The organism is Butyrivibrio sp. CB08, from assembly GCF_003625485.1.
Classification (GTDB): domain Bacteria; phylum Bacillota; class Clostridia; order Lachnospirales; family Lachnospiraceae; genus Butyrivibrio.
In genome coordinates, this window is sequence record NZ_RAIR01000004.1 from 136,232 (window position 1) to 155,425 (window position 19,194).

The window sequence follows — 19,194 nt, forward strand, 5'->3', positions numbered from 1 at the left end:
CCATATATTTAAGTAGTTTGCCCGATAGCAAGAGTCAAAAAGTATATCTTTTTAACGCCCGCCATCTGAAACTCATGGGCGATCTCATCAATAGTACTTCCAGTTGTGTAGATGTCATCGATTATAAGTACGCACTTAAATTTTACATCATTTTTCGCTATAATAAAAGCTTTTTTCAAATTATTGCGCCGCCCCAAAGCGTCCAGTTCCTTCATTGGGAGCGTATTTCTGACCCTCTTTATGACGTCAGTGTAAATAGGTATCGAAAGTTCCTCGGAAACTGCTCTGGCATACCTTTCCGCCTGATTGTAGCCTCGTTTTTGCTGCTTGGGCCCATACATCGGAACCGGTACTATGGCATCTATGCCAAGACTCTGCAAGGTCTTTCCAAGACGTTTTCTGGTTGCAATGCCATAAAACCTGGCGTATTCCTGTCTTCCCATATACTTGAACTTGTAGATGGACCCGGAAATGCTCCTGTATGCAAACACTGAGTATCCACGGGAAAAGAGATGTCTCCTCTCCCTGCAGTCCTGGCAGTATTCTTCATCAGAGTCCATGCCTAGAGGCTTCCCGCACTTAAAACAGGTATTACCTCCGACAAATTCTATTTTCTTAAGGCACTCTCTGTGTACTACTTCGCCTCTATTTATCCTCCCATTCTTAAAGGTGAAGGCGGGAACCACCTCATCACAGATGGCGCAGCGCCTTGGATAGATAATATCCAATGCCCTTTCAAACTGTCTATTCTTCAAATATCTCTTTTATCCTGTCCTCTAATCCTGTGTATCTCTTAAGCTGCTGTTCGTTAGACACCATGGTCATAACCGTCTGGCTACTGCCAAGGATGCAGACCGTACTCTTTGCCCTGGTGACAGCTGTGTACAGAAGATTCCTGTTAAGCAGCATCTTAGGTCCTCCAAGAAGTGGCATGATAACTGCAGGATACTCACTTCCCTGGGACTTATGAATAGTGATAGCGTAGGAAAGCTCCAGCTCATCCAGGTCAGCAAAGGGGTAACGAACTCTCTTTTTCTCATCGAACTCTACGATCATGTCCTGAGAGTACTCGTTGATCTCCCTGATCACGCCCATGTCGCCGTTAAATACTCCCATTCCGGAATCTATAGCAATGTTGTATTTGCCCACGATCTCCCAGGTGGCCTGATAGTTGTTCCTTATCTGCATGACCTTGTCGCCTTCGCGAAATACATGGTCCCCGTAGGCGTGCTCTTTTTTACCATCCTCAGGAGGATTTAAGTACTCCTGGAGAATGAGGTTAAGCTGCTGTGCGCCAAGAGCTCCCTTTTTCATAGGTGTAAGAACCTGAATATCAAAGGGGCCTGCATCCACATAGGATGGCAGTTTGTCCCTTATTAGCTGCACCATGTGCTTGTAGATGACGTTAGGGTCATTTCTTTCAAGGAAAAAGAAATCCTTGCTCTTGTTATCCAGTACCGGAGCCTGACCATCGTGGATCCTGTGGGCATTCATGACAATGTCGCTCTCTTCAGCCTGGCGGAATATCTTTTTTAGGAATATCGTTGAGAACCTTCCGCTGTCGATAAGGTCCTTAAGAACCTGTCCAGGTCCTACACTTGGAAGCTGTGAGCTGTCTCCCACAAGGATCAGGTGAACTCCTGGAATAAGGGCCTTTAGCAGGGCGTAAAAGAGATGAATATCCACCATGGACATCTCGTCGATGATTATTGCGTCTGTCTCAAGAGGGTTATCACGGTTTCTCTCAAAATGTACTCCGGAAGATCTCCCCTTCTCGTCATCATCCACCTGTCCTGAAACTTCAAGAAGCCTGTGGATGGTCTTGGCCTCATACCCCGTCGCCTCAGTCATCCTCTTGGCTGCGCGGCCTGTTGGTGCAGCCAGCATGATATCAAGCCCCATCCTGGCGTAGTAATTGATAATGGTATTGATAGTGGTGGTCTTACCTGTTCCAGGACCACCAGTAATTATCACGATTCCATTAGTGATACTCTGAACGACAGCATCCAGCTGAAGGTCGTCAAGCTCTATGTTCCTTGCGGCCTCCATATCTATTATCTGCTGTCTGTAATGTTCCCTGTCAGCCTCAGATACTCTCTCAGTAATATTGAGGTTGTAGAGCATGGCTGCGCAGCCCTGCTCCTCGTAGTAGTAAGTGGCAGCATAAACATCGCTGTCATTTTTAATGATGAGCTTTTTGTCTACTGTGAGGTTAGCTATCTGTGTCCTTACTGTCTGCTCATCTATGTCGTAGTCCGGTCTTGTGGAAAGAACGTCGATGGTACGCCTTGTGAGCTCATCCATTGGAAGATAGGTATTGCCATCAAGAGAAGCCTGAAGCAGAGCATAGAGAATTCCACTCTTTATCCTGTAGTCAGAATCTATCTGAATGCCTACTTTACCAGCGATCTCATCAGCGGTCTTAAATCCCACACCTGCGATGTCATCTGAAAGCTGGTATGGGTTTTCCTTAATGACCTTGTAAATTCGCTCGCCGTAAGTGTTGTAGATCTTGACCGCAAGATTGTCCGAGATGCCATACTGCTGAAGAAAGATCATGGCATTTCTCATCTCTCTCTTTTCAGCCATCTGCATGGCGATGTCCATAGCTTTTTTCTCGCTGATACCCTTGATCTCAGCCAGTCTCTCAGGCTCTTCCTCGATGATCCTGAAGGTGTCATCCTTAAAGGTGCTTACAATCCTCTTGGCTAAGGCTTCTCCTATGCCCCTGATGGCGCCGGAGCCAAGGTACCTCTGCATAGATGCAGCATCGTCAGGAACAGAAACCTCGTAGCCAGCCACCTTAAACTGATCACCGTAGACAGGGTGACTTATGTACTCACCCTCAGCCTCTATGGTGTCTCCTATATCAACATCACGAAACACGCCGGTACAGATGATCTCATCATCAGAAGCCACCAGGTTCAGAACCCCGTAGCCATTTTCTGTGTTTCTATATATGAAGTGTTCAATATAACCTTTGATTTTTTCCATAGGTATCAGTATAGCATAATAAAAGCCGTCTAATCTTTAAGATATTCTTAAGATTAAGACGGCTAAATTATTAAGATTTATTAAGAATTAAACCTGTGCCGGACCCTCTGAAGCAGCTGCCTCTTCCACTGGAGCCTCAGGGATGTTGTAGGTTCTTCTGAGGTTCTCATAGAGCATCTGGGCGAATCCATTACTCTGTGTATCAACAGAAGTTGAACATATCTCCTGAAGAGTCTGATCCTTGAAGTAGTCCACAAGAGTCTGTGTAGACTTATCTCCCTCATCGGATTTAAGAGCATCTACAGACTTCTGCATCTCCTTGAATACCTGCTCAAGGAAATAAGACTCAAAGCTCTTGCAGGCCTGCCAAAGCTCATCATCAGAAGCATGCTGAGACCTTGCAGTGTTCTCAAGCTTTTTCTGAAGAGCGATGGTGCTGGCATTTTTGCTCTCCTGCATGGCATATTCAGTTATCGCCGAAGCGTTGATTCCTTTGATATCAAGGCCTGCCATTATACACCTCTAAATTATCTCTTCAGCTGGTTAGCTGTCTGCATCATCTGGTCTGTTGTCTGAATAGCTGTTGAGTTCATCTCGTATGCACGCTGTGCAACAATCAGGTTAACCATCTCTGTTGCTACATTTACGTTTGATCCCTCAAGGTAACCCTGAACGATCTCACTCTTCTTGATCTCGCCGTTAGCTTCATTCTCGTTGATAGGTTCGCCGCTGGCTGCTGTCTGCTGCCATGCTACGCTTCCTACTCTCTCAAGACCTTCTCTGTTAGGGAACTGCCACAGTCCGATCTGAAGACCATTGATCTGCTGAGGAACACCCTGATCGTCAGGATAATAAATCTTGCCATCGCCGCCGATTGTGATACGGCTTGCAATCCTGTTACCATCAACTACGATCTCTTCACCATTTATATCAAGAACTTTGTTTCCTTCAGCTGTTGTAAGAACAAGATCTGTTCCATCTACTTCTGCAAGAGCCCAGGTGAAGTTACCGTTTCTGGTGTAGAGCTGTGTCTCACCATCTGCTGCAAGATAACTAAAGAAACCATCGCCACTTATAGCAAGTGCCGCTGGGTTGTCACTATCCTGAAATGATCCCTGGGAAAAGAACTGATTGATAGTTGATGTGCGCACACCAAGACCAACCTGCGAATTGGTTGGCTTAGGAGCACCATTTGCGGTGGTAGTTACTGTCTGTAACTCCTGATATAAAAGAGATTTGAACTGCGCACCCTGTGCCTTATATCCTGTTGTATTAACGTTGGCAAGGTTGTTGGAAATAGTATCCACATTAACCTGCTGCGCGTTCATTCCTGTTGCTGCTGTCCATAAACTTCTTACCATATTTAGTCACCCTCCAACCCATCAGAAGCTTTTACCATCCATGGCTCCTAATGAATAATTCGTCATCCGTGACTTCAATATAGTTCTCTGTTTATTTATCGTCTATTAGTGCCATTGAAATTATTAAAATTTTATAAACTTTTTAAGAGAGACGTCCTACCTGGTTAACTGCCAGGTCTAAAGTATCATCAATTGTAGTGATCATCTTCTGGTTGGTGTCGTAGTTTCTCTGAACTGCGATCATCTGAACCATCTCATCTACAACAGACACATTGGACTGCTCAAGGAATCCTGCATATACAGAGCCAGTTCCGTTGATAGCTACTGCATCAGCTGTTGCTCTGTAGGCATTTTCGCCGTAATGCTCCAAGGTATCATAGCTGTATCTGCCATCCGGATATATCTGTTTCTCAAAATCAAACACTCCGATATTGGCTACAACCTCTCCGTCCTGCATGATCTCACCTGTCATGCTGATCTGTACAGGAAGATTGGGGTCAAGCTGGATATGTCCGCCCTCAGCATTAAGAACAAAGTCTCCATCCTGTGTAACGAGAACACCCTCAGAAGTGAGTGTGAAGTTACCATCTCTGGTGTACATGATCTCCTGCTGGAATCCATCGTCAAGCATCTCATCCAGTGAAAGCTTGCCTGCCTGATATGCTGCAAGTTCTCTCTTCTGTCTCTGGAGCCTTAAGTACTTCTCCATGTAGGTCTCAGTAATTGTGCCGCCTTCGCCGGCCTCTTCAGTTTCTTCAGGAAGCTTTATCGCATATTCAATTCCAAAGAAACCATAGCCTCCGATAGCCATGTCAAAGGTGTTGCCCGTTTCTCTCATTGGACCTTCTGTCCAGTCTACATAGCCCTCACCAATCTTGACACCGGGATTAATAATGCCCAGTCCACGGGCAGTGAACGGGGCATCAGTATAGTCCTTGATTTTGAGCGCAAGCTGATCAGAAAAAGACTGTGCAGTTGCGCCTTCTTTTTTGTAACCGTTGGTATTGGCATTGGCAAGATTGTTGGTGAGCACATCCATTCTGTGCTGCTCGTTGATCATTCCTGTGTAAGCAGTATAAAGACCCTTAACCATACAAAAACCCTTTGCCCTCCTGGCTCTACTTCCGCTTAATCCATAAGCAGAGCAATTTTAGTCTTCGCGGTAACCAGCGATAAATTCAACATAACGGCCTGTTCCAATAGCTACTGCTGTCATTGGATCCTCAGCTGTCATGGTGTTGATTCCTGTTTTTGAATAAATAAGATCCTCGAGGCCTCTAAGAAGAGCACCGCCACCAGTAAGGACGATTCCTCTGTCAGCAATATCAGCTGCAAGCTCAGGTGGTGTATTCTCAAGGACGCTGTGGATAGCGTCGATGATCTGTGAAGTGGTCTCTCTGAGAGCCTCTTCTGTCTCCTCGGAAGATACCTTGACTGTCTTAGGAAGACCAGTTACAAGGTTTCTGCCTCTAACATCCATAAAGTCATTCTCAGCTCTTGGATAAGCAGATCCGATCTTGATCTTGATATCCTCAGCTGTTCTGTCACCGATAAGAAGATTGTGCTTCTTACGCATGTAACGGACAATGGCCTCATCAAAGTCATCACCGGCAACCTTAACTGATGTGCTGACAACTGTACCGCCAAGTGAGATAACTGCGATATCTGATGTACCACCGCCTATATCAACGATCATATTGCCGCATGGCTTGGTAATATCGATACCAGCGCCGATAGCTGCTGCAATAGGCTCCTCGATTGTCTTAACATCTCTTGCACCACAGAGTCTTGTTGCATCCTCTACAGCCTTCTTCTCAACTTCTGTAGCTCCTGAAGGAACACATACTGCGATGAATGGCTTCCTGTGGATCCTGCGTCCGATGGCCTTCTTGATGAAGTATCTCATCATCTGCTCTGTGATCTTGTAGTTAGAGATAACGCCCTGACGAAGAGGTCTTACTGCAACGATGTTGCCTGGTGTACGACCAAGCATAAGTCTTGCATCCTCTCCAATAGCCTTGATCTCTTCTGTATCTCTGTCATAAGCCACAACTGATGGCTCTTTTAATACAACGCCCTTGCCCTTAATGTAAACAAGGACAGATGCTGTTCCTAAATCGATTCCAATATCTGCGTACTGCATAATTTGTGATTACCCCTTTCAAAGCATATGCAAAACCGCATAGATGCGGATATTAACAATTAAGTCTAAGATTTCATTCCACATTATACCTCAAAGAAAGGAGATTTAAAAGAGGCTATTCACTACTATAGTATATCGGCAGGACCTTACTAAATGTTAACCCTCATTCTGCAAGAGTTTATATTTCATCTCTGCAAGCTTCCAGTCAACTTCGCTGTCGATATCCTGAACCTCAAGCTCTGAAAGCTCAATAGGAAGGATCTTACCCACCATGATTCCCTTGTTTTTCAGAAAGCTCTCGGTCTTTGCAACATAGAACTGACCTGCGTCGTGGTAATGCGGCTCAAGGTCCTGGGATCTTGTTCTTAAGTGTTCAGGATGTCTGAATACCAGAGAACCATCGTGAATCTCCATTGCTCTCTGAGGCGGATAGGAAAATCTCACCACCGGGATAAGAGAGTCAGCATCTGATGCTGACAGCTTCTCAACTGCTTCCTTGAGCTTATCTGCTGTGATAAAAGGAGCTGTTGGATAAATGCAGGCAAACACATCAAAGTCCTTCCCACGATCGTGGTATTCCCTGATAACTTCATCAATAACATCCACCGTTGTTGCATAATCGTTGGAGGTCTCCTCACTTCTAAAGAAAGGTACTACTGCACCGTACTTCCTTGCGATATCTGCAATCTCCTGGTCATCTGTTGAGACCATAACTTCATCGAACACACCAGACTTAAGCGCAGCCTCAATAGAGTAAGCCATGATAGGCTTTCCATTAAAGTCTTTTATATTCTTCCTTGGTATTCTCTTACTGCCTCCTCTGGCAGTTATCATGGCAAGAGTTTTCATTTTGCCTCTTCCTCCATAGAAATAAGTTCCTTGGCGATTTTTATAGCACCGCGGCCATCGGTTAAACCTGACAGGGCGGATTTCATATCATCGAGCCTGGATATATTGACTTTTATGTCATTCAAAAATGCACAGATATTCTCTAGTGTGGTCTCTTTGCCTGATCCGTCCTGGTTTGCAGAAGTCACATCCCCCGCAAAGATCATTCCGCCATTGGTCTGCCAGAATTCCACGTTGAATTTCTGATTGTCAGCGACCTGATAAAAGATCGCTGGGAGATGAATTGCAGCGCACTCGGTGAGCATGGTACCTGCTGCCGCGATGGCTATATCACAGCTTCGCATAAGATCTGCCATATTGGTGACAGAGCGGTGGATGCGGATGTTGCTGTAGTTTCCTGCTAAAGCGTCAATGGCATCAGCGTCGCCAACCAGACTTCCAACTACAACTTCCCATGTGAATTGGGCAGCTAATAACCCAGCGTTTTCTGCAGCCTTCAAAGTAGCAAGGAGCATCCCATGCATATCAGCACCTCCAGCTGTTAGAAGAACATGGAGCCTGTCATCAGCTTCTGAAGCTTCGCCCTTTGCAGTACTTTCATAGAACTGTCTTCTAAGAGGCGCATACTCAAGGCCAAGAAGGAGTCTCGTTGGAGAGCCTTTATGTCCCTTCATGTCCTGATATAGCGCTTCATATCCCAAGGCTTTGTAGTAGCCGCTGTAGTTGATAAGTATATCAACCGGATAAGGCTCTTTTCCCAGGTCGTCCATGTAGACTACCTGGCAGATCTTACCTATCTCTTCGAAATATCTGTGTGTAACAAAATAGGAATCCACAAGGAGAACATCTACGTTTCTGGCCATTAGCTCTTTTCCCAAAGCAGGAAGTTCATCTTCCATGTGGTCGTAGCTGCTTCCAAGAACAACAACCTCACAGGCTTCCAGGTCGCCAGCGTAGCCAGCGATAAGGTCTCTGGACTCCTCGTCCGCCACGAAAAATGTCACAGCTTCACCAAGGGCAATGATCTCTCTGGCGATGGTTATGCAACGCATCACGTGGCCTGTCGCAATTATTTTGTTGGCATCTGCTCTGATTCCTATCATAATGCCTAAATTCCTTACGGTTTATTCAATGATGTCCCAGCTAAGTGGGGTTCCTTTTTCAAGGTCAGTCTTGGCTTTGCGGCCAAGAACCTCTTCGTAGTGTTTGGTGTGCATGCCAATTCCAGGCCTGATGGATCTGACATTATCAGGAGTCAGCTCTTCTCCTGCCTTAACATCCTTGACGATGAAAAGAGATCTTGAAAGGCTCCGCTCTTTAACCTGCTTGTCAGTGAGCTTGTATTCTGAGTCTCCAAGAGCCTCTTCCATAATCCTTACGTTCTTGACCATCTCAGCAAACTCTGATGGCTCCATTGAAAAGGCATCGTCAACACCGCCTGCAGAACGGTCCAGAGTCAGGTGCTTCTCGATCATCTTAACGCCAAAGGGAACGCTTCCTGTAGGAATGACGCTTCCCGGAGTGTGATCTGAAAGTCCCACAAGACAGTCATACTCTTTTGCAAGAGTAGGTATCATCCTGAGGTTCACAAGGTTATAAGGCGTAGGATATGCGCTTACGCACTTAAGAAGGATAACGTCGTTATTGCCTTCCTGTCTGCAGGTATCAAGAGCAAGCTTAATGTCCTCCTCGTAGGCGATTCCTGTAGCAAAGATAATGGGCTTGTGAAGCGCCGCGATCTTCCTGATAAGAGGAATGTCGTTTATCTCAAAGCTTGCTATCTTGTAAGCTGGTACATTCAGGTTCTCTAAATAGTCCACAGAAGTTGGATCAAAAGGAGAAGAAAAAGCCTCCATACCAAGGTTTCTCGCTTCATTCATTAGACCCTCGTGCCACTCCCATGGAGTGTAGGCCTCCTCATACAGGTTATGAAGAGTCCTTCCTGCCCAGAGTCCATCCCCCGGAGTCATGAACCATGGCTTATCACAGTCTATTGTTATGGTGTCTGCAGTGTAGGTCTGAAGCTTGATCGCGTCTGCTCCCGCCTCGTGGGCTGCGTGGATTATCTCAACAGCTCTGTTGTAATCGCCGTTGTGATTACCTGAGATCTCAGCAACTATCATGCAGGGCTGATCCTCTCCAACCATTCTGTTTCCAATCTTAAAACTCTTATTAAACATATCTGCTCCTAAATCTTAATTTATACCCTTTGAATAGCACAGGGCGTCTTCTGCATCTGAAGCTGTATATCCGTTAGCAAGAAAACATCTTCCTGAGACCTTGTTGTCCTTAAGGGTAAGTCCGATCAGTGTCTTAACTTCCGCCGGCATCTCTTTTTCCACCAGGGCGATTATCTTTTTTCCGTAGCCCCTGCCACGCTTCTTGGGAGCTATCATGTAGCTGATCTCGCCAACGTCACCTTCAACGTCGACCCTTATGTTTCCAACCTTTTCATCCCCATCCATCATGACAAACAGATGGCAGTCAGATTGCGACAGCTTCTTTGAAAGCCACTTCTTGTGGGAATCAAGGTCAATAACGTCCTTGGTAAAAGAGTTGGCTCTTGTGGTCTCATCATTTCTCCACCGCAAAAGATCTTCAGCATCCTCCATGGTGGCTCTTCTTAAGAATATTCTGTTTTCCTTCTTTTCTTCCAAATCTGCCTCCATGAAAAAACATCTGCCAAATCTTATTAGTCCAGACTCTCATTCATCCTGTGGATACTGGGATCCTCGTACTTATCAAGAAAATCCAGGCCAAGATAGACGATCTCTTTTGCAAAATAAACATTGTCCATCTGGGTGATGACTGATATTACCTTATCTACAGCAAAGCCCTCGATGTCCCCAAGAACCTCCATGGGGAATCTGTCCCTTACTACAACCACTCCCGGGAAAGCCTTCTCGTAATCCAGAAGATCCCTTGGGTGAGGCTTGATGATCACTCTGTTTGTATCTATGTAATCTTTTACGATGTCTCCAAATATCTTTTCCCTTACATCCAGCTCGCAAAGGGGCTCAGTAAGGATCATGACCTGTGGCCTTTTTTCTGCCTCAGCATATTCACCTGTTCCAAGGAGCTGGCTTACAACCTTCTCCTTATTTGGCAGGAAGATGTCCACCAGAAGCCTGTGGTCATCTGAAGTCAGTTTACTCCTTAGCTCTTCTCTTGAAACCTCCACGATGTTCTTGGGAGGCTTGTGATTGACGCTTATATCATTGACTTCAAAATCAATGCAGTACTTGCTATAGCCGCTCTCAATAAAGATAAGTCCAAGGGATGCCATGAACTTCTTAAGAGGCCACGCACCGCGGTTGGAGTTCCTTGCCTGATCATCGAGCTTACCTGAATTAAGGCCATCCTCCACAGCGTGGTAGTATATCTTTTTATAATTGAGATAGTATCCGATCGGATCTGAATCGCAGAACACGTATACATCCCTGTAGGCCGCAAGGTCAGTTGGAATGTAGTCTTCCTGGAGTTTTCCAAGAAGCCTTGTGTATGTGATCCTCTGGATAAGGTTCGCAACAATGTTTCCCTTATCCTGGTGATAGCTCATTACTTCTTCGGAGGTAACATCCTCTTTTTCGTCGTACATAAATACGTTGTCAAAGACGCCTGCCCTACGAAGTCTCTCCGGGAGCTGTTCAAAGTTGTTGGACATGGTGCTGAGGATGATGTCTGCGCTCCCCTTTCCTTCCTGCCTTGCTACAAGCTCCTTGACCACTGCAATGTACGCGTGATAGTAAGTGTGACATATGTAAACTCTGTCTTTTTTCATATCCCTCTTCATGCCTTTAATTATATGATGGCTGTCCCAAAAGGGCAAACTATAGCGAAATTTCTTGCCCCCATTTTGCCATAGGTAGTATACTTTTAGTCGAGTATATATATATAAGAAATTTCCGGAGGAATTTTTTCATGAAAATGAAATATTGCAAGAGATGCCTTCAGCCAGACACAAGGCCAGGTATCGTCTTTGATGATGAGCAGGTATGCTTTGCCTGCAGATACGAAGAGTCCAAGGCAACAATTGATTGGGCTGCTAGAGAAGCTGAGCTTCATGCCTTCGCCGAGGAAGCCAAGGCAGAGGCTAAAAAGAGAGGTAACACCTACGACTGCATTATCGGTGTATCCGGCGGTAAGGATTCTACTTTTCAGGCAGTTTATGCCAAGGAGAAGCTTGGACTTAATCCACTTCTCATAAACTGCATGCCAGATGAGATCACTGAGATCGGTCAGAAGAATATCGACAACCTCAACAACCTGGGCTTTGATATCATCTCTATCCGTCCAAACCCTATCGTAGCCAAGAAGCTTGCAAGGAAATCATTCTTTGAGAGAGGCAACATCATCGCCGCTTCAGAGTATTGCCTGTGGGCATCTTCATACATCATGGCTGTTAAGTTCAACATCCCACTTATCATCCAGGGTGAGAACGCTGCTCTTACACTTGGAGCTGCCAAGAACCAGGAAGCTACCGGCAATGCTTTTTCAGTTATGCAGCTTGAGACTATCCGTGGCGCCAGCGTAGAGAGCTTCGTTGATCTTTCAAATAACATTACGGAAAAAGATCTTTTCCTGTATAAGATACCTACTGTTGAGGAGATGCAGGCTAAGGGCATCAAGGCTATCTTCCTTCAGTACTACACCAAGGAGTGGTCACAGGTTCACAACGCTGACTTCGCTGTTGCAAGAGGCCTCACAGGCAGAAGTGACAGCCTCTACGACCTTGGAAGATACAGAAGATACACAGCCCTCGACTCAGATCTTCAGATCCCTAACCAGATGATCAAGTACCTCAAGTTCGGCTTTGGCTACGCTACAGACGAAATCTGCTACGACATAAGAGAAAGCAGATTCGACCGTGAAAACGGCAAGTGGTATGTTAACGAGTACGACGGCAAGTGCGGCGAGCAATACATCGAGAAGGCTTGCAAGTACCTCTCCATCACCAAGGAAGAGTTCTGGGAGGTAGTTGACCGCTACGTAAACAAAGACCTCTTCGAAAAGAAAGATGGCAAGTGGGTACCAAAATTTACTGTTGGTGAGGACTATGAATCATAACATCAAAAAGAAATGGTATATGTACCTGACAGGAACACTGCTTCTTATACAAGCGGCAGTGTTCCTTGTATTTCGTGGAGAAAGTTACTTTCAGATCCATGACAACTTAGATCTGTTCATGGCTCACTATGAGATGCTCAAAAAGGGAGGACTCTGGTTTGCCCATGGTGTCAATGCTCCTATCCTTCATGGGGTTTCAAGAGACCTTTTTGGAAGCGAGTTTAATCTCTACAACCTGTTCTACATCCTTTTTCCCGGGTACTGGGCTTACATTGCAGGCTACGCAGCCAAGATCGCCATCGGAATCATCTCTTTTATCCTTCTGGCAAAAGAGCTACTGGCAGACCGCTACGAATCTTACAAACCACTGGTTGTTGTCATCGCTGCTGCTTTTGGAATGATCCCGGTTTTCCCAACCTATGGAATAGCCTTTACATCAGTTCCATTTATCGTTTTGTTTCTGATTAAGATATACCGCTCAGAGTCTCTTAAGGAGAGGCTTCCCTGGTACGCTTTAGTATTCTGCTATCCATTTATTTCTTACTTCTCCTACCACGGATTCTTCATCCTGTGCTACATGGTTGTGGCAGTTATAATCCTGTGGATCAGGGACAGGCGCTTTCCGCTTAGCACCTTCCTGTCGATAGTTATTCTGTCCATTGGCTACATCCTGTTTGAGTACAGACTCTTTGGCGCCATGCTTGGAACTGACACCGTGACTATCAGAACCACTATGGACCACGGAGATCTCACCTTTGGTCAGGCCATGAAGACAGCCTTTGACGAGTTCGTTAATGCCTCATTCCATTCTGAGGATTCCCACACCTACATTGTTCTTGGAGTAGTTCTTGTGGCAATAGTCCTTATCAATGCCGGATACATAAGAGCTGGCAGGGCAAAAGAGATCTGTAAGGATCCTGTAAATCTCCTGATGATATGGATCATCTTCAACGTCCTTATCTTTGGTCTTTATCAGTTCGCACCATTCAGACATCTCCTTGAGGTGATCGTTCCAAAGCTTACAGGTTTTGAGTTTGCAAGAACCGCTTACTTCAACACATTCCTTTGGTACGCAGAGCTTCTGCTTGTGTGCATGAGAATGTACGATTACAGTAAAAAGAACTTAAAGCTCCTTGCAAATGTTATCGCAACCCTTTCTGTTCTTGTGGTGATGTTTGTTCCGCAGGTCTACAACGATTTCTACTACACCTGCTACAATCAGGCTTTCAAGATTCTCAAGCACAAAGAGACCAGCACAGTTAATTACAACGAATTCTATTCAGAGAAGTTATTTGAGAAGATAAAAGATGAAATAGATTATAATGGGGAGTGGTCCGCAACATTTGGAATGCATCCTGCGATCCTTAACTACAACGGAATTTCTTCTGTAGACGGATATCTTGGAATGTACGCTCAGGACTATAAGGATACGTGGCAGAAGGTTATAGAACCTGCCTTTGAAAGATCTCCTTCCCTTGCTGATTACTTCGTTGGATGGGGCGCAAGAGTTAATCTTATCTCCGCTGATGACGAGAACACCTATGCACCGCTGCGAGTTATGGATCCAGCAGATAAGAGACTTGTATGCGACATGGATGAGCTAAAGAACCTCGACTGCAAGTATATCTTTGCAAGATTTGAGATATCAAATGCTTCAGAGATCGGACTTAAGCTTGTAGGAAGTTACAGCGATCCATCAAGTCCATATACTATCTATGTTTATAGCCTGTAAATATGATCAATTAAATACCCCTTGAGGCACTGCCTCAAGGGGATTATTTTTTATCTGGCAAGATCTGTCTGATCGAGGAACCTGGTTTCATAGAAGAGCCAGCTCTTATAAGGAAGCACCTTAAATCCCTCCTGATCAGCCTGTCTTAAGAAGTACAGGAAGTACAGGATACAGAATGCGATAACAGCAATGGACACCCATTTCTTTTTCCTGGGATTTTTGATGCTGCAGATAACATTGGGGATAAGCAGTATCTGCACTGTAGTCAGATAGTAAGCAAATCTCGTTACCAGCGGGATCCAGAAGCATGACAGATACAGTGCAACTGCCATGATATTCATGTTGAAATACATGCGGTTATCATTTCTGTTCCCAATCGCCTCTTTATAACATATGATGCAGATCACTATCATGAAGATACAGCCCATGATTGGAGCAGCATTCTCAAGTAAGGTGTGACTCTCTTCAATGTAGATCGTGTTTTTGTAAGATGGATAAAGCTTTAAAGCTATTGCCATTATCTGCTCATGTAAAAGAGCTGCCACAAGTCCGAACGCTGCCAGAACTATAAGTGCCCATCTCTTCCATGGGATCCTGGCGATGAAATACATTGGTATAACAATAAGCACGCTCTTGTGGAACAGTGCTGCAAAGAAGATCAAAGCAAAGAATTTAAACAGATTCTCCCTGTTTATATCCACCAGATATCTGATAGCAAAGGTGACAACAGCAAGAGCGAAATAATATCTTACAGTATTAAAACTCTTGTAATAAAGCCCCATGGTCATAAACATGAAAAATGCCCATGAGAAGCTGTCTGCCTGTTCCTTAAGGACTTTCAAAAACACCGCCACAATCGCTGCAGCAAATACACCAAACATAAGAAGATAATCTTCTTTTCCAGATAAGGTGTAGAGAACTCTTACAACGAAGTTATAGCCTGGCTCTGTAACAACATAGCCCTTCTGGAATATCTCGTGACAGGTAACCACATAGGTTCCGTAGTCATTGCCAACCTCAAGGCGCAGAGCTGCAAGAAGTGTGAGCACCACAAAAATGGACACCATCATAAGGGTGTTAAGAGCCTTACCTCTTGTGGTATAACCCACATTTCCCCTTGGGGAGTACTTACCTGCTGGGTAAACCACTCTGTCCAGATCTTCAGTTGTCCTGTACTGGCATGCCATAAGAATAGTTATGACAGCGATCAGCGAATAAAGGATCATTTACTCCATCACTCCCACAACATTTACATTCTGTTTCTTAAGTGTATAGACAACCTTGTCCATCTTGTCAGCTGTATCCTTGCCTGCTCTAAGCAGGATGATAACGCCGTCAGCTGCTCTCATTCTGTCAAACTCATCAAGGTCATATCTCATCTGATCAGATGAAAGCTCTATATAATTGCCGTCATATCTAAGAAGATGGGACCTGTTTGCCCTGTATTCGTCAGTATCTCTTTTGCCAAGATAAGGAATATCAGGGTAATTCATAGCCCAGTCTCTCTCTGAGTAAATTCCGTCGTCGAAAATGCCATATAAAAGTACAGCAAAAATGCTTACAAGAAGTCCAATGAGACCGCCAAGGAATGCGGCGTTGGGCTCTCTTGTATACTCGTCATATATCTCTATCTCTGCGTCAGTCCAGCAGTCAATAGCTTCGATCTGTTCAAGAGAATCTGCAAAGGCAGGAAGCGCTGTCATGTAAGCATCTGAGATCTTCTTTACCAGCTCTTTATCAGTGCCTGTAACTATGACTGTAAGAACCCTGTAATCTCCAAGGATCTCTCCGGTTACAGCGTCAAGGACATCCTGTTTGGTCACATCGGGAGCCACTTCAAGCGCCTTATCAACTACCGGATTATCTCTTAAGATCCCATCCCAGGTATAGGCGTTAAAATAGTCCGGACCATTAGGAAACTCATCATAATCGAAGGTTACAAAATAGTCATTCCTGACGCGGTATACAGTGTCGCCGCCAACAACATTGCTGTAGATGATATAAACTACCAGTCCTACTATTGCCCCAATGACTGTTGCAGCAATGACCATCCAGAATCTCTTTTTAAACTGACGCCAGAACCTCTTAAGGTCTAAGCTTCTGTTGTATTTGTTTTGTTCGGGCATGGTACCCTCCCCCAATGATTTAGTATTCTCTGACCATTATATCACAGCATCTTTTTGATATATGCTCCCGTATAGGACTTCTTGCACTTGGCAACCTCTTCTGGGGTTCCGGAAACAACTACTGTTCCGCCCTTTGAACCGCCCTCTGGTCCCATATCGATGATGTAATCACCGGTCTTGATGACATCCAGATTGTGCTCGATGACAACCACGGTGTTGCCCTGATCAACCAGCTGCTGCATGATCTTAACGAGCTTTTGTACATCTGCAAAGTGAAGACCTGTTGTGGGCTCATCAAGGATGTAAACTGTCTTACCCGTTCCAACCTTAGAGAGCTCAGTTGCAAGCTTGATCCTCTGAGCCTCACCACCTGAGAGCTCAGTACTTGGCTGACCAAGTTTAACGTATCCAAGACCTACATCGTAAAGAGTCTGAATCTTGCGCTTGATGGTCTTAACGTTCTCAAAGAACTTAAGAGCCTCCTCAACTGTCATATCAAGGACATCGTATATATTCTTACCCTTGTACTTAACTTCCAGTGTCTCGTGGTTGTAACGCTTACCACCGCAGACTTCACATGGAACGTATACGTCTGGAAGGAAGTGCATCTCTATCTTGATGATTCCGTCACCTCCGCAGGCTTCACATCTTCCGCCCTTGACATTGAAGGAGAAACGTCCCTTCTTGTAGCCTCTTGCCTTGGCATCCGGGGTTCCTGCAAACAGATCTCTTATAAGATCAAATACTCCAGTGTAGGTAGCAGGGTTTGAACGAGGTGTACGTCCAATAGGTGACTGGTCGATGGCGATGACCTTGTCCACCTGCTCGATACCCTCTAAAGCTTTGTGCTTACCAGGGATACATCTTGCGCGGTTTAAGTCTCTTGCAAGGTGCTTGTACAGGATCTCGTTGACAAAAGAGCTCTTGCCAGAGCCTGATACTCCGGTAACAATGGTCATTACTCCAACCGGAACTTCTATGTCGATATTCTTTAAGTTATTCTCCTGAGCACCAACTATCTTAAGCCAGCCTCTGGGCTCGCGTCTTGTCTCAGGTACCGGGATCTTGAGTTTGCCCGCAAGGTACTGGCCTGTGACAGACTCTTTTACCTGCATGATCTCATCCGCAGTTCCGCAGGCTACGATCTTACCACCATGGGAACCAGCTCCAGGACCAACGTCAACAATATAGTCAGCTGCTCTCATGGTATCTTCGTCGTGCTCAACTACTATGAGGGTGTTGCCAAGGTCACGGAGGTTCTTAAGGGTGTTAAGGAGCTTGTCATTGTCCCTCTGATGAAGACCGATACTTGGCTCATCAAGGATGTAGCACACTCCGCAAAGTCCTGATCCGATCTGGGTAGCAAGCCTTATACGCTGTGCCTCACCTCCGGATAATGTTCCTGTTGCTCTTGAAAGAGACAGGTAATCAAGACCTACGTCCACAAGGAATCCTACGCGGTTTTTGATCTCTTTAAGTACCTGGGCACCGATCATCTCCTGCTGTGATGTGAGCTTCATGTTGTCCAGATAGTTCTTGAGCTCATCTATGGACATGGAAGTGATCTCGTAGATATTCTTGTCATCTATGGTCACAGCAAGAGACTCCTTCTTAAGTCTCTGTCCGCCGCAGAGAGCACATGGAGTGATCCTCATGTACTCCTCATACTCAGCCTTCATGGCCTCTGAGAAGGTCTCTCTGTATCTCTGTTCTACGTTCTTAATAAGACCATCAAAGAGGATAGGATAGTCACCCTCTCCGCGCTGGCCTTTGTAATGTACATTTACTGTCTTGTCAGCTCCGTGGATCAGTACCTCTTTTGCCTTGTCAGGAAGATCCTGGAATGGTGTATCAAGGCTGAACTTGTAAGCCTTGGCAAGGGCCTTCAGTGTCGCATTACTAAAGCTTGAGTCCTTGTTGGCTGACTGCCAACCCATAACAACAATACATCCGTCGTTGATGGAAAGGCTCTTATCAGGGATCATGAGGTCCTCATCAAACTCCATCTTGTAGCCAAGTCCAAGGCAATCCGGACAGGCACCAAATGGGTTGTTGAAGGAAAAGCTTCTTGGCTCGATCTCAGGGATGCTGATACCACAATCAGGGCACGCAAAGTTCTGGGAGAAGCTCAGCTCTTTTCCATCTATTACATCTACTAAAAGGAGGCCATCTGCAAGCTGCAGTGCGCTCTCTACAGAGTCTGTAAGTCGTCTTCTCAGGTTCTCGTTGTCGTCACGGACCACGATTCTGTCCACAATGATCTCAATGCTGTGCTTGATATTCTTGTCCAGCTTGATCTCTTCCTCTGTGATCTCGTACTGGCTTCCATCAATCCTTGCGCGGACGTATCCCGCTCTCTTGGCGCGGTCCAGGGTCTTCTGGTGTTCACCCTTCTTGCCACGAACTACTGGAGCAAGGATCTGAAGCTTGGTTCCATCTCCGAGAGCCATGATCTGGTCGCACATCTCATCCACAGTCTGTCTGCGAATCTCTCTGCCACAGTTAGGGCAGTGGGGAACACCGATCCTGGCATAGAGAAGTCTGAAGTGGTCGTAGATCTCAGTCACTGTTCCTACGGTTGATCTTGGGTTCTTGTTGGTTGACTTCTGATCGATTGAGATAGTTGGTGACAGTCCCTCTATAGCCTCTACGTTTGGCTTGTCCATCTGACCAAGGAACATCCTGGCATAGGATGAAAGGGACTCCATGTATCTGCGCTGTCCCTCTGCAAAAATGGTCTCGAAAGCAAGGGAGGACTTACCAGAACCTGAAACTCCAGTAAATACTGTAAGGGTGCCCCTTGGAATCTTGACGTTTACGTGCTTTAAATTATGCTCGCTGGCACCACGAACCCTGATATAGTCATGAATATCAGAGGGTAATATCCTCTTGGTGGTGGTGTTCTTCTTGGTCATGTTTCTG

The 19,194-nt window shown here is 45.5% G+C and carries 16 protein-coding genes; 2 read left to right on the plus strand and 14 right to left on the minus strand.

The window, feature by feature from the left end; genetic code table 11:
* Nucleotides 1-8: 8 nt before the first annotated feature.
* The 11 genes from D6855_RS08695 to D6855_RS08745 all read right to left on the minus strand — a co-directional run bounded on the left by D6855_RS08695 (nucleotide 9) and on the right by D6855_RS08745 (nucleotide 11,128).
* Nucleotides 9-755 (minus strand): ComF family protein, encoded by a 747-nt coding sequence (locus D6855_RS08695; protein WP_120740083.1) that lies wholly within the window; start codon nucleotides 753-755, stop codon nucleotides 9-11.
* Nucleotides 745-2,994 carry an SF1B family DNA helicase RecD2 gene (gene recD2, locus D6855_RS08700; protein WP_120740085.1) on the minus strand — a complete coding sequence of 750 codons (2,250 nt, stop codon included), beginning with the start codon at nucleotides 2,992-2,994 and terminating at the stop codon, nucleotides 745-747. Before recD2 ends, D6855_RS08695 begins: the two co-directional genes overlap by 11 nt.
* An 87-nt stretch (nucleotides 2,995-3,081) precedes the next feature.
* Nucleotides 3,082-3,507 (minus strand): hypothetical protein, encoded by a 426-nt coding sequence (locus D6855_RS08705; RefSeq protein WP_120740087.1) that lies wholly within the window; start codon nucleotides 3,505-3,507, stop codon nucleotides 3,082-3,084.
* Nucleotides 3,508-3,521: 14 nt separating this feature from the next.
* A complete protein-coding gene (locus D6855_RS08710; RefSeq protein ID WP_120740089.1) occupies nucleotides 3,522-4,355 on the minus strand; it encodes a flagellar hook-basal body protein in 834 nt (277 codons plus the stop codon).
* Between the two features lie 142 nt (nucleotides 4,356-4,497).
* Nucleotides 4,498-5,448, minus strand: coding sequence for a flagellar hook-basal body protein (locus D6855_RS08715; RefSeq protein ID WP_120740090.1), 951 nt, complete (start codon nucleotides 5,446-5,448; stop codon nucleotides 4,498-4,500).
* A 57-nt stretch (nucleotides 5,449-5,505) separates the two neighbouring features.
* A complete protein-coding gene (locus D6855_RS08720) occupies nucleotides 5,506-6,498 on the minus strand; it encodes a rod shape-determining protein (protein ID WP_120740093.1) in 993 nt (330 codons plus the stop codon).
* A 156-nt stretch (nucleotides 6,499-6,654) separates the two neighbouring features.
* Complete coding sequence (pseF, locus tag D6855_RS08725) at nucleotides 6,655-7,347, minus strand: pseudaminic acid cytidylyltransferase (protein WP_120740095.1); 693 nt, start codon at nucleotides 7,345-7,347, stop codon at nucleotides 6,655-6,657.
* A complete protein-coding gene (gene pseG, locus D6855_RS08730; RefSeq protein WP_120740097.1) occupies nucleotides 7,344-8,450 on the minus strand; it encodes a UDP-2,4-diacetamido-2,4,6-trideoxy-beta-L-altropyranose hydrolase in 1,107 nt (368 codons plus the stop codon). Before pseG ends, pseF begins: the two co-directional genes overlap by 4 nt.
* Nucleotides 8,451-8,471: 21 nt before the next feature.
* Nucleotides 8,472-9,527: a pseudaminic acid synthase gene (pseI, locus tag D6855_RS08735; RefSeq protein WP_120740099.1), complete on the minus strand. Its 1,056-nt coding sequence runs from the start codon at nucleotides 9,525-9,527 to the stop codon at nucleotides 8,472-8,474.
* A 15-nt stretch (nucleotides 9,528-9,542) separates the two neighbouring features.
* Nucleotides 9,543-10,004 carry a GNAT family N-acetyltransferase gene (locus D6855_RS08740; RefSeq protein WP_158589495.1) on the minus strand — a complete coding sequence of 154 codons (462 nt, stop codon included), beginning with the start codon at nucleotides 10,002-10,004 and terminating at the stop codon, nucleotides 9,543-9,545.
* A 35-nt stretch (nucleotides 10,005-10,039) separates the two neighbouring features.
* Nucleotides 10,040-11,128: a glycosyltransferase family 52 gene (locus D6855_RS08745; RefSeq protein WP_243111847.1), complete on the minus strand. Its 1,089-nt coding sequence runs from the start codon at nucleotides 11,126-11,128 to the stop codon at nucleotides 10,040-10,042.
* Nucleotides 11,129-11,268: 140 nt separating this feature from the next.
* On the opposite strand from D6855_RS08745, the gene D6855_RS08750 reads away from it, so the two are divergent.
* Together D6855_RS08750 and D6855_RS08755 are read left to right on the plus strand one after the other, a co-directional pair.
* On the plus strand, nucleotides 11,269-12,414 hold the full coding sequence (locus tag D6855_RS08750; protein WP_120740108.1) for an N-acetyl sugar amidotransferase: 1,146 nt from the start codon (nucleotides 11,269-11,271) through the stop codon (nucleotides 12,412-12,414).
* Nucleotides 12,404-14,146, plus strand: a complete 1,743-nt coding sequence (locus tag D6855_RS08755) for a DUF6044 family protein (RefSeq protein WP_120740110.1) — start codon at nucleotides 12,404-12,406, stop codon at nucleotides 14,144-14,146. Before D6855_RS08750 ends, D6855_RS08755 begins: the two co-directional genes overlap by 11 nt.
* A gap of 50 nt (nucleotides 14,147-14,196) precedes the next feature.
* Here the strand turns inward: D6855_RS08755 and D6855_RS08760 are convergent, their stop codons facing one another.
* The 3 genes from D6855_RS08760 to uvrA are packed head-to-tail and all read right to left on the minus strand — an operon-like array spanning nucleotide 14,197 to nucleotide 19,187.
* Nucleotides 14,197-15,372: an EpsG family protein gene (locus D6855_RS08760; RefSeq protein WP_120740112.1), complete on the minus strand. Its 1,176-nt coding sequence runs from the start codon at nucleotides 15,370-15,372 to the stop codon at nucleotides 14,197-14,199.
* Nucleotides 15,373-16,272: a YveK family protein gene (locus D6855_RS08765; RefSeq protein ID WP_120740114.1), complete on the minus strand. Its 900-nt coding sequence runs from the start codon at nucleotides 16,270-16,272 to the stop codon at nucleotides 15,373-15,375.
* A 41-nt stretch (nucleotides 16,273-16,313) separates the two neighbouring features.
* The gene (gene uvrA, locus D6855_RS08770) at nucleotides 16,314-19,187 is read right to left on the minus strand and encodes an excinuclease ABC subunit UvrA (RefSeq protein WP_120740398.1); all 2,874 of its coding nucleotides are present in this window, start codon (nucleotides 19,185-19,187) and stop codon (nucleotides 16,314-16,316) included.
* Nucleotides 19,188-19,194: the final 7 nt, after the last annotated feature.

Coding starts and splice junctions, on each gene's coding strand:
- D6855_RS08745 (WP_243111847.1), bottom strand. CDS start 11,128: ATGAAAAAAGACAGAGTTTACATATGTCACACTTACTATCACGCGTAC.
- pseF (WP_120740095.1), bottom strand. CDS start 7,347: ATGAAAACTCTTGCCATGATAACTGCCAGAGGAGGCAGTAAGAGAATA.
- pseG (WP_120740097.1), bottom strand. CDS start 8,450: ATGATAGGAATCAGAGCAGATGCCAACAAAATAATTGCGACAGGCCAC.
- D6855_RS08755 (WP_120740110.1), top strand. CDS start 12,404: ATGAATCATAACATCAAAAAGAAATGGTATATGTACCTGACAGGAACA.
- uvrA (WP_120740398.1), bottom strand. CDS start 19,187: ATGACCAAGAAGAACACCACCACCAAGAGGATATTACCCTCTGATATT.
- D6855_RS08760 (WP_120740112.1), bottom strand. CDS start 15,372: ATGATCCTTTATTCGCTGATCGCTGTCATAACTATTCTTATGGCATGC.
- recD2 (WP_120740085.1), bottom strand. CDS start 2,994: ATGGAAAAAATCAAAGGTTATATTGAACACTTCATATATAGAAACACA.
- D6855_RS08750 (WP_120740108.1), top strand. CDS start 11,269: ATGAAAATGAAATATTGCAAGAGATGCCTTCAGCCAGACACAAGGCCA.
- D6855_RS08720 (WP_120740093.1), bottom strand. CDS start 6,498: ATGCAGTACGCAGATATTGGAATCGATTTAGGAACAGCATCTGTCCTT.
- pseI (WP_120740099.1), bottom strand. CDS start 9,527: ATGTTTAATAAGAGTTTTAAGATTGGAAACAGAATGGTTGGAGAGGAT.
- D6855_RS08705 (WP_120740087.1), bottom strand. CDS start 3,507: ATGGCAGGCCTTGATATCAAAGGAATCAACGCTTCGGCGATAACTGAA.
- D6855_RS08715 (WP_120740090.1), bottom strand. CDS start 5,448: ATGGTTAAGGGTCTTTATACTGCTTACACAGGAATGATCAACGAGCAG.
- D6855_RS08710 (WP_120740089.1), bottom strand. CDS start 4,355: ATGGTAAGAAGTTTATGGACAGCAGCAACAGGAATGAACGCGCAGCAG.
- D6855_RS08765 (WP_120740114.1), bottom strand. CDS start 16,272: ATGCCCGAACAAAACAAATACAACAGAAGCTTAGACCTTAAGAGGTTC.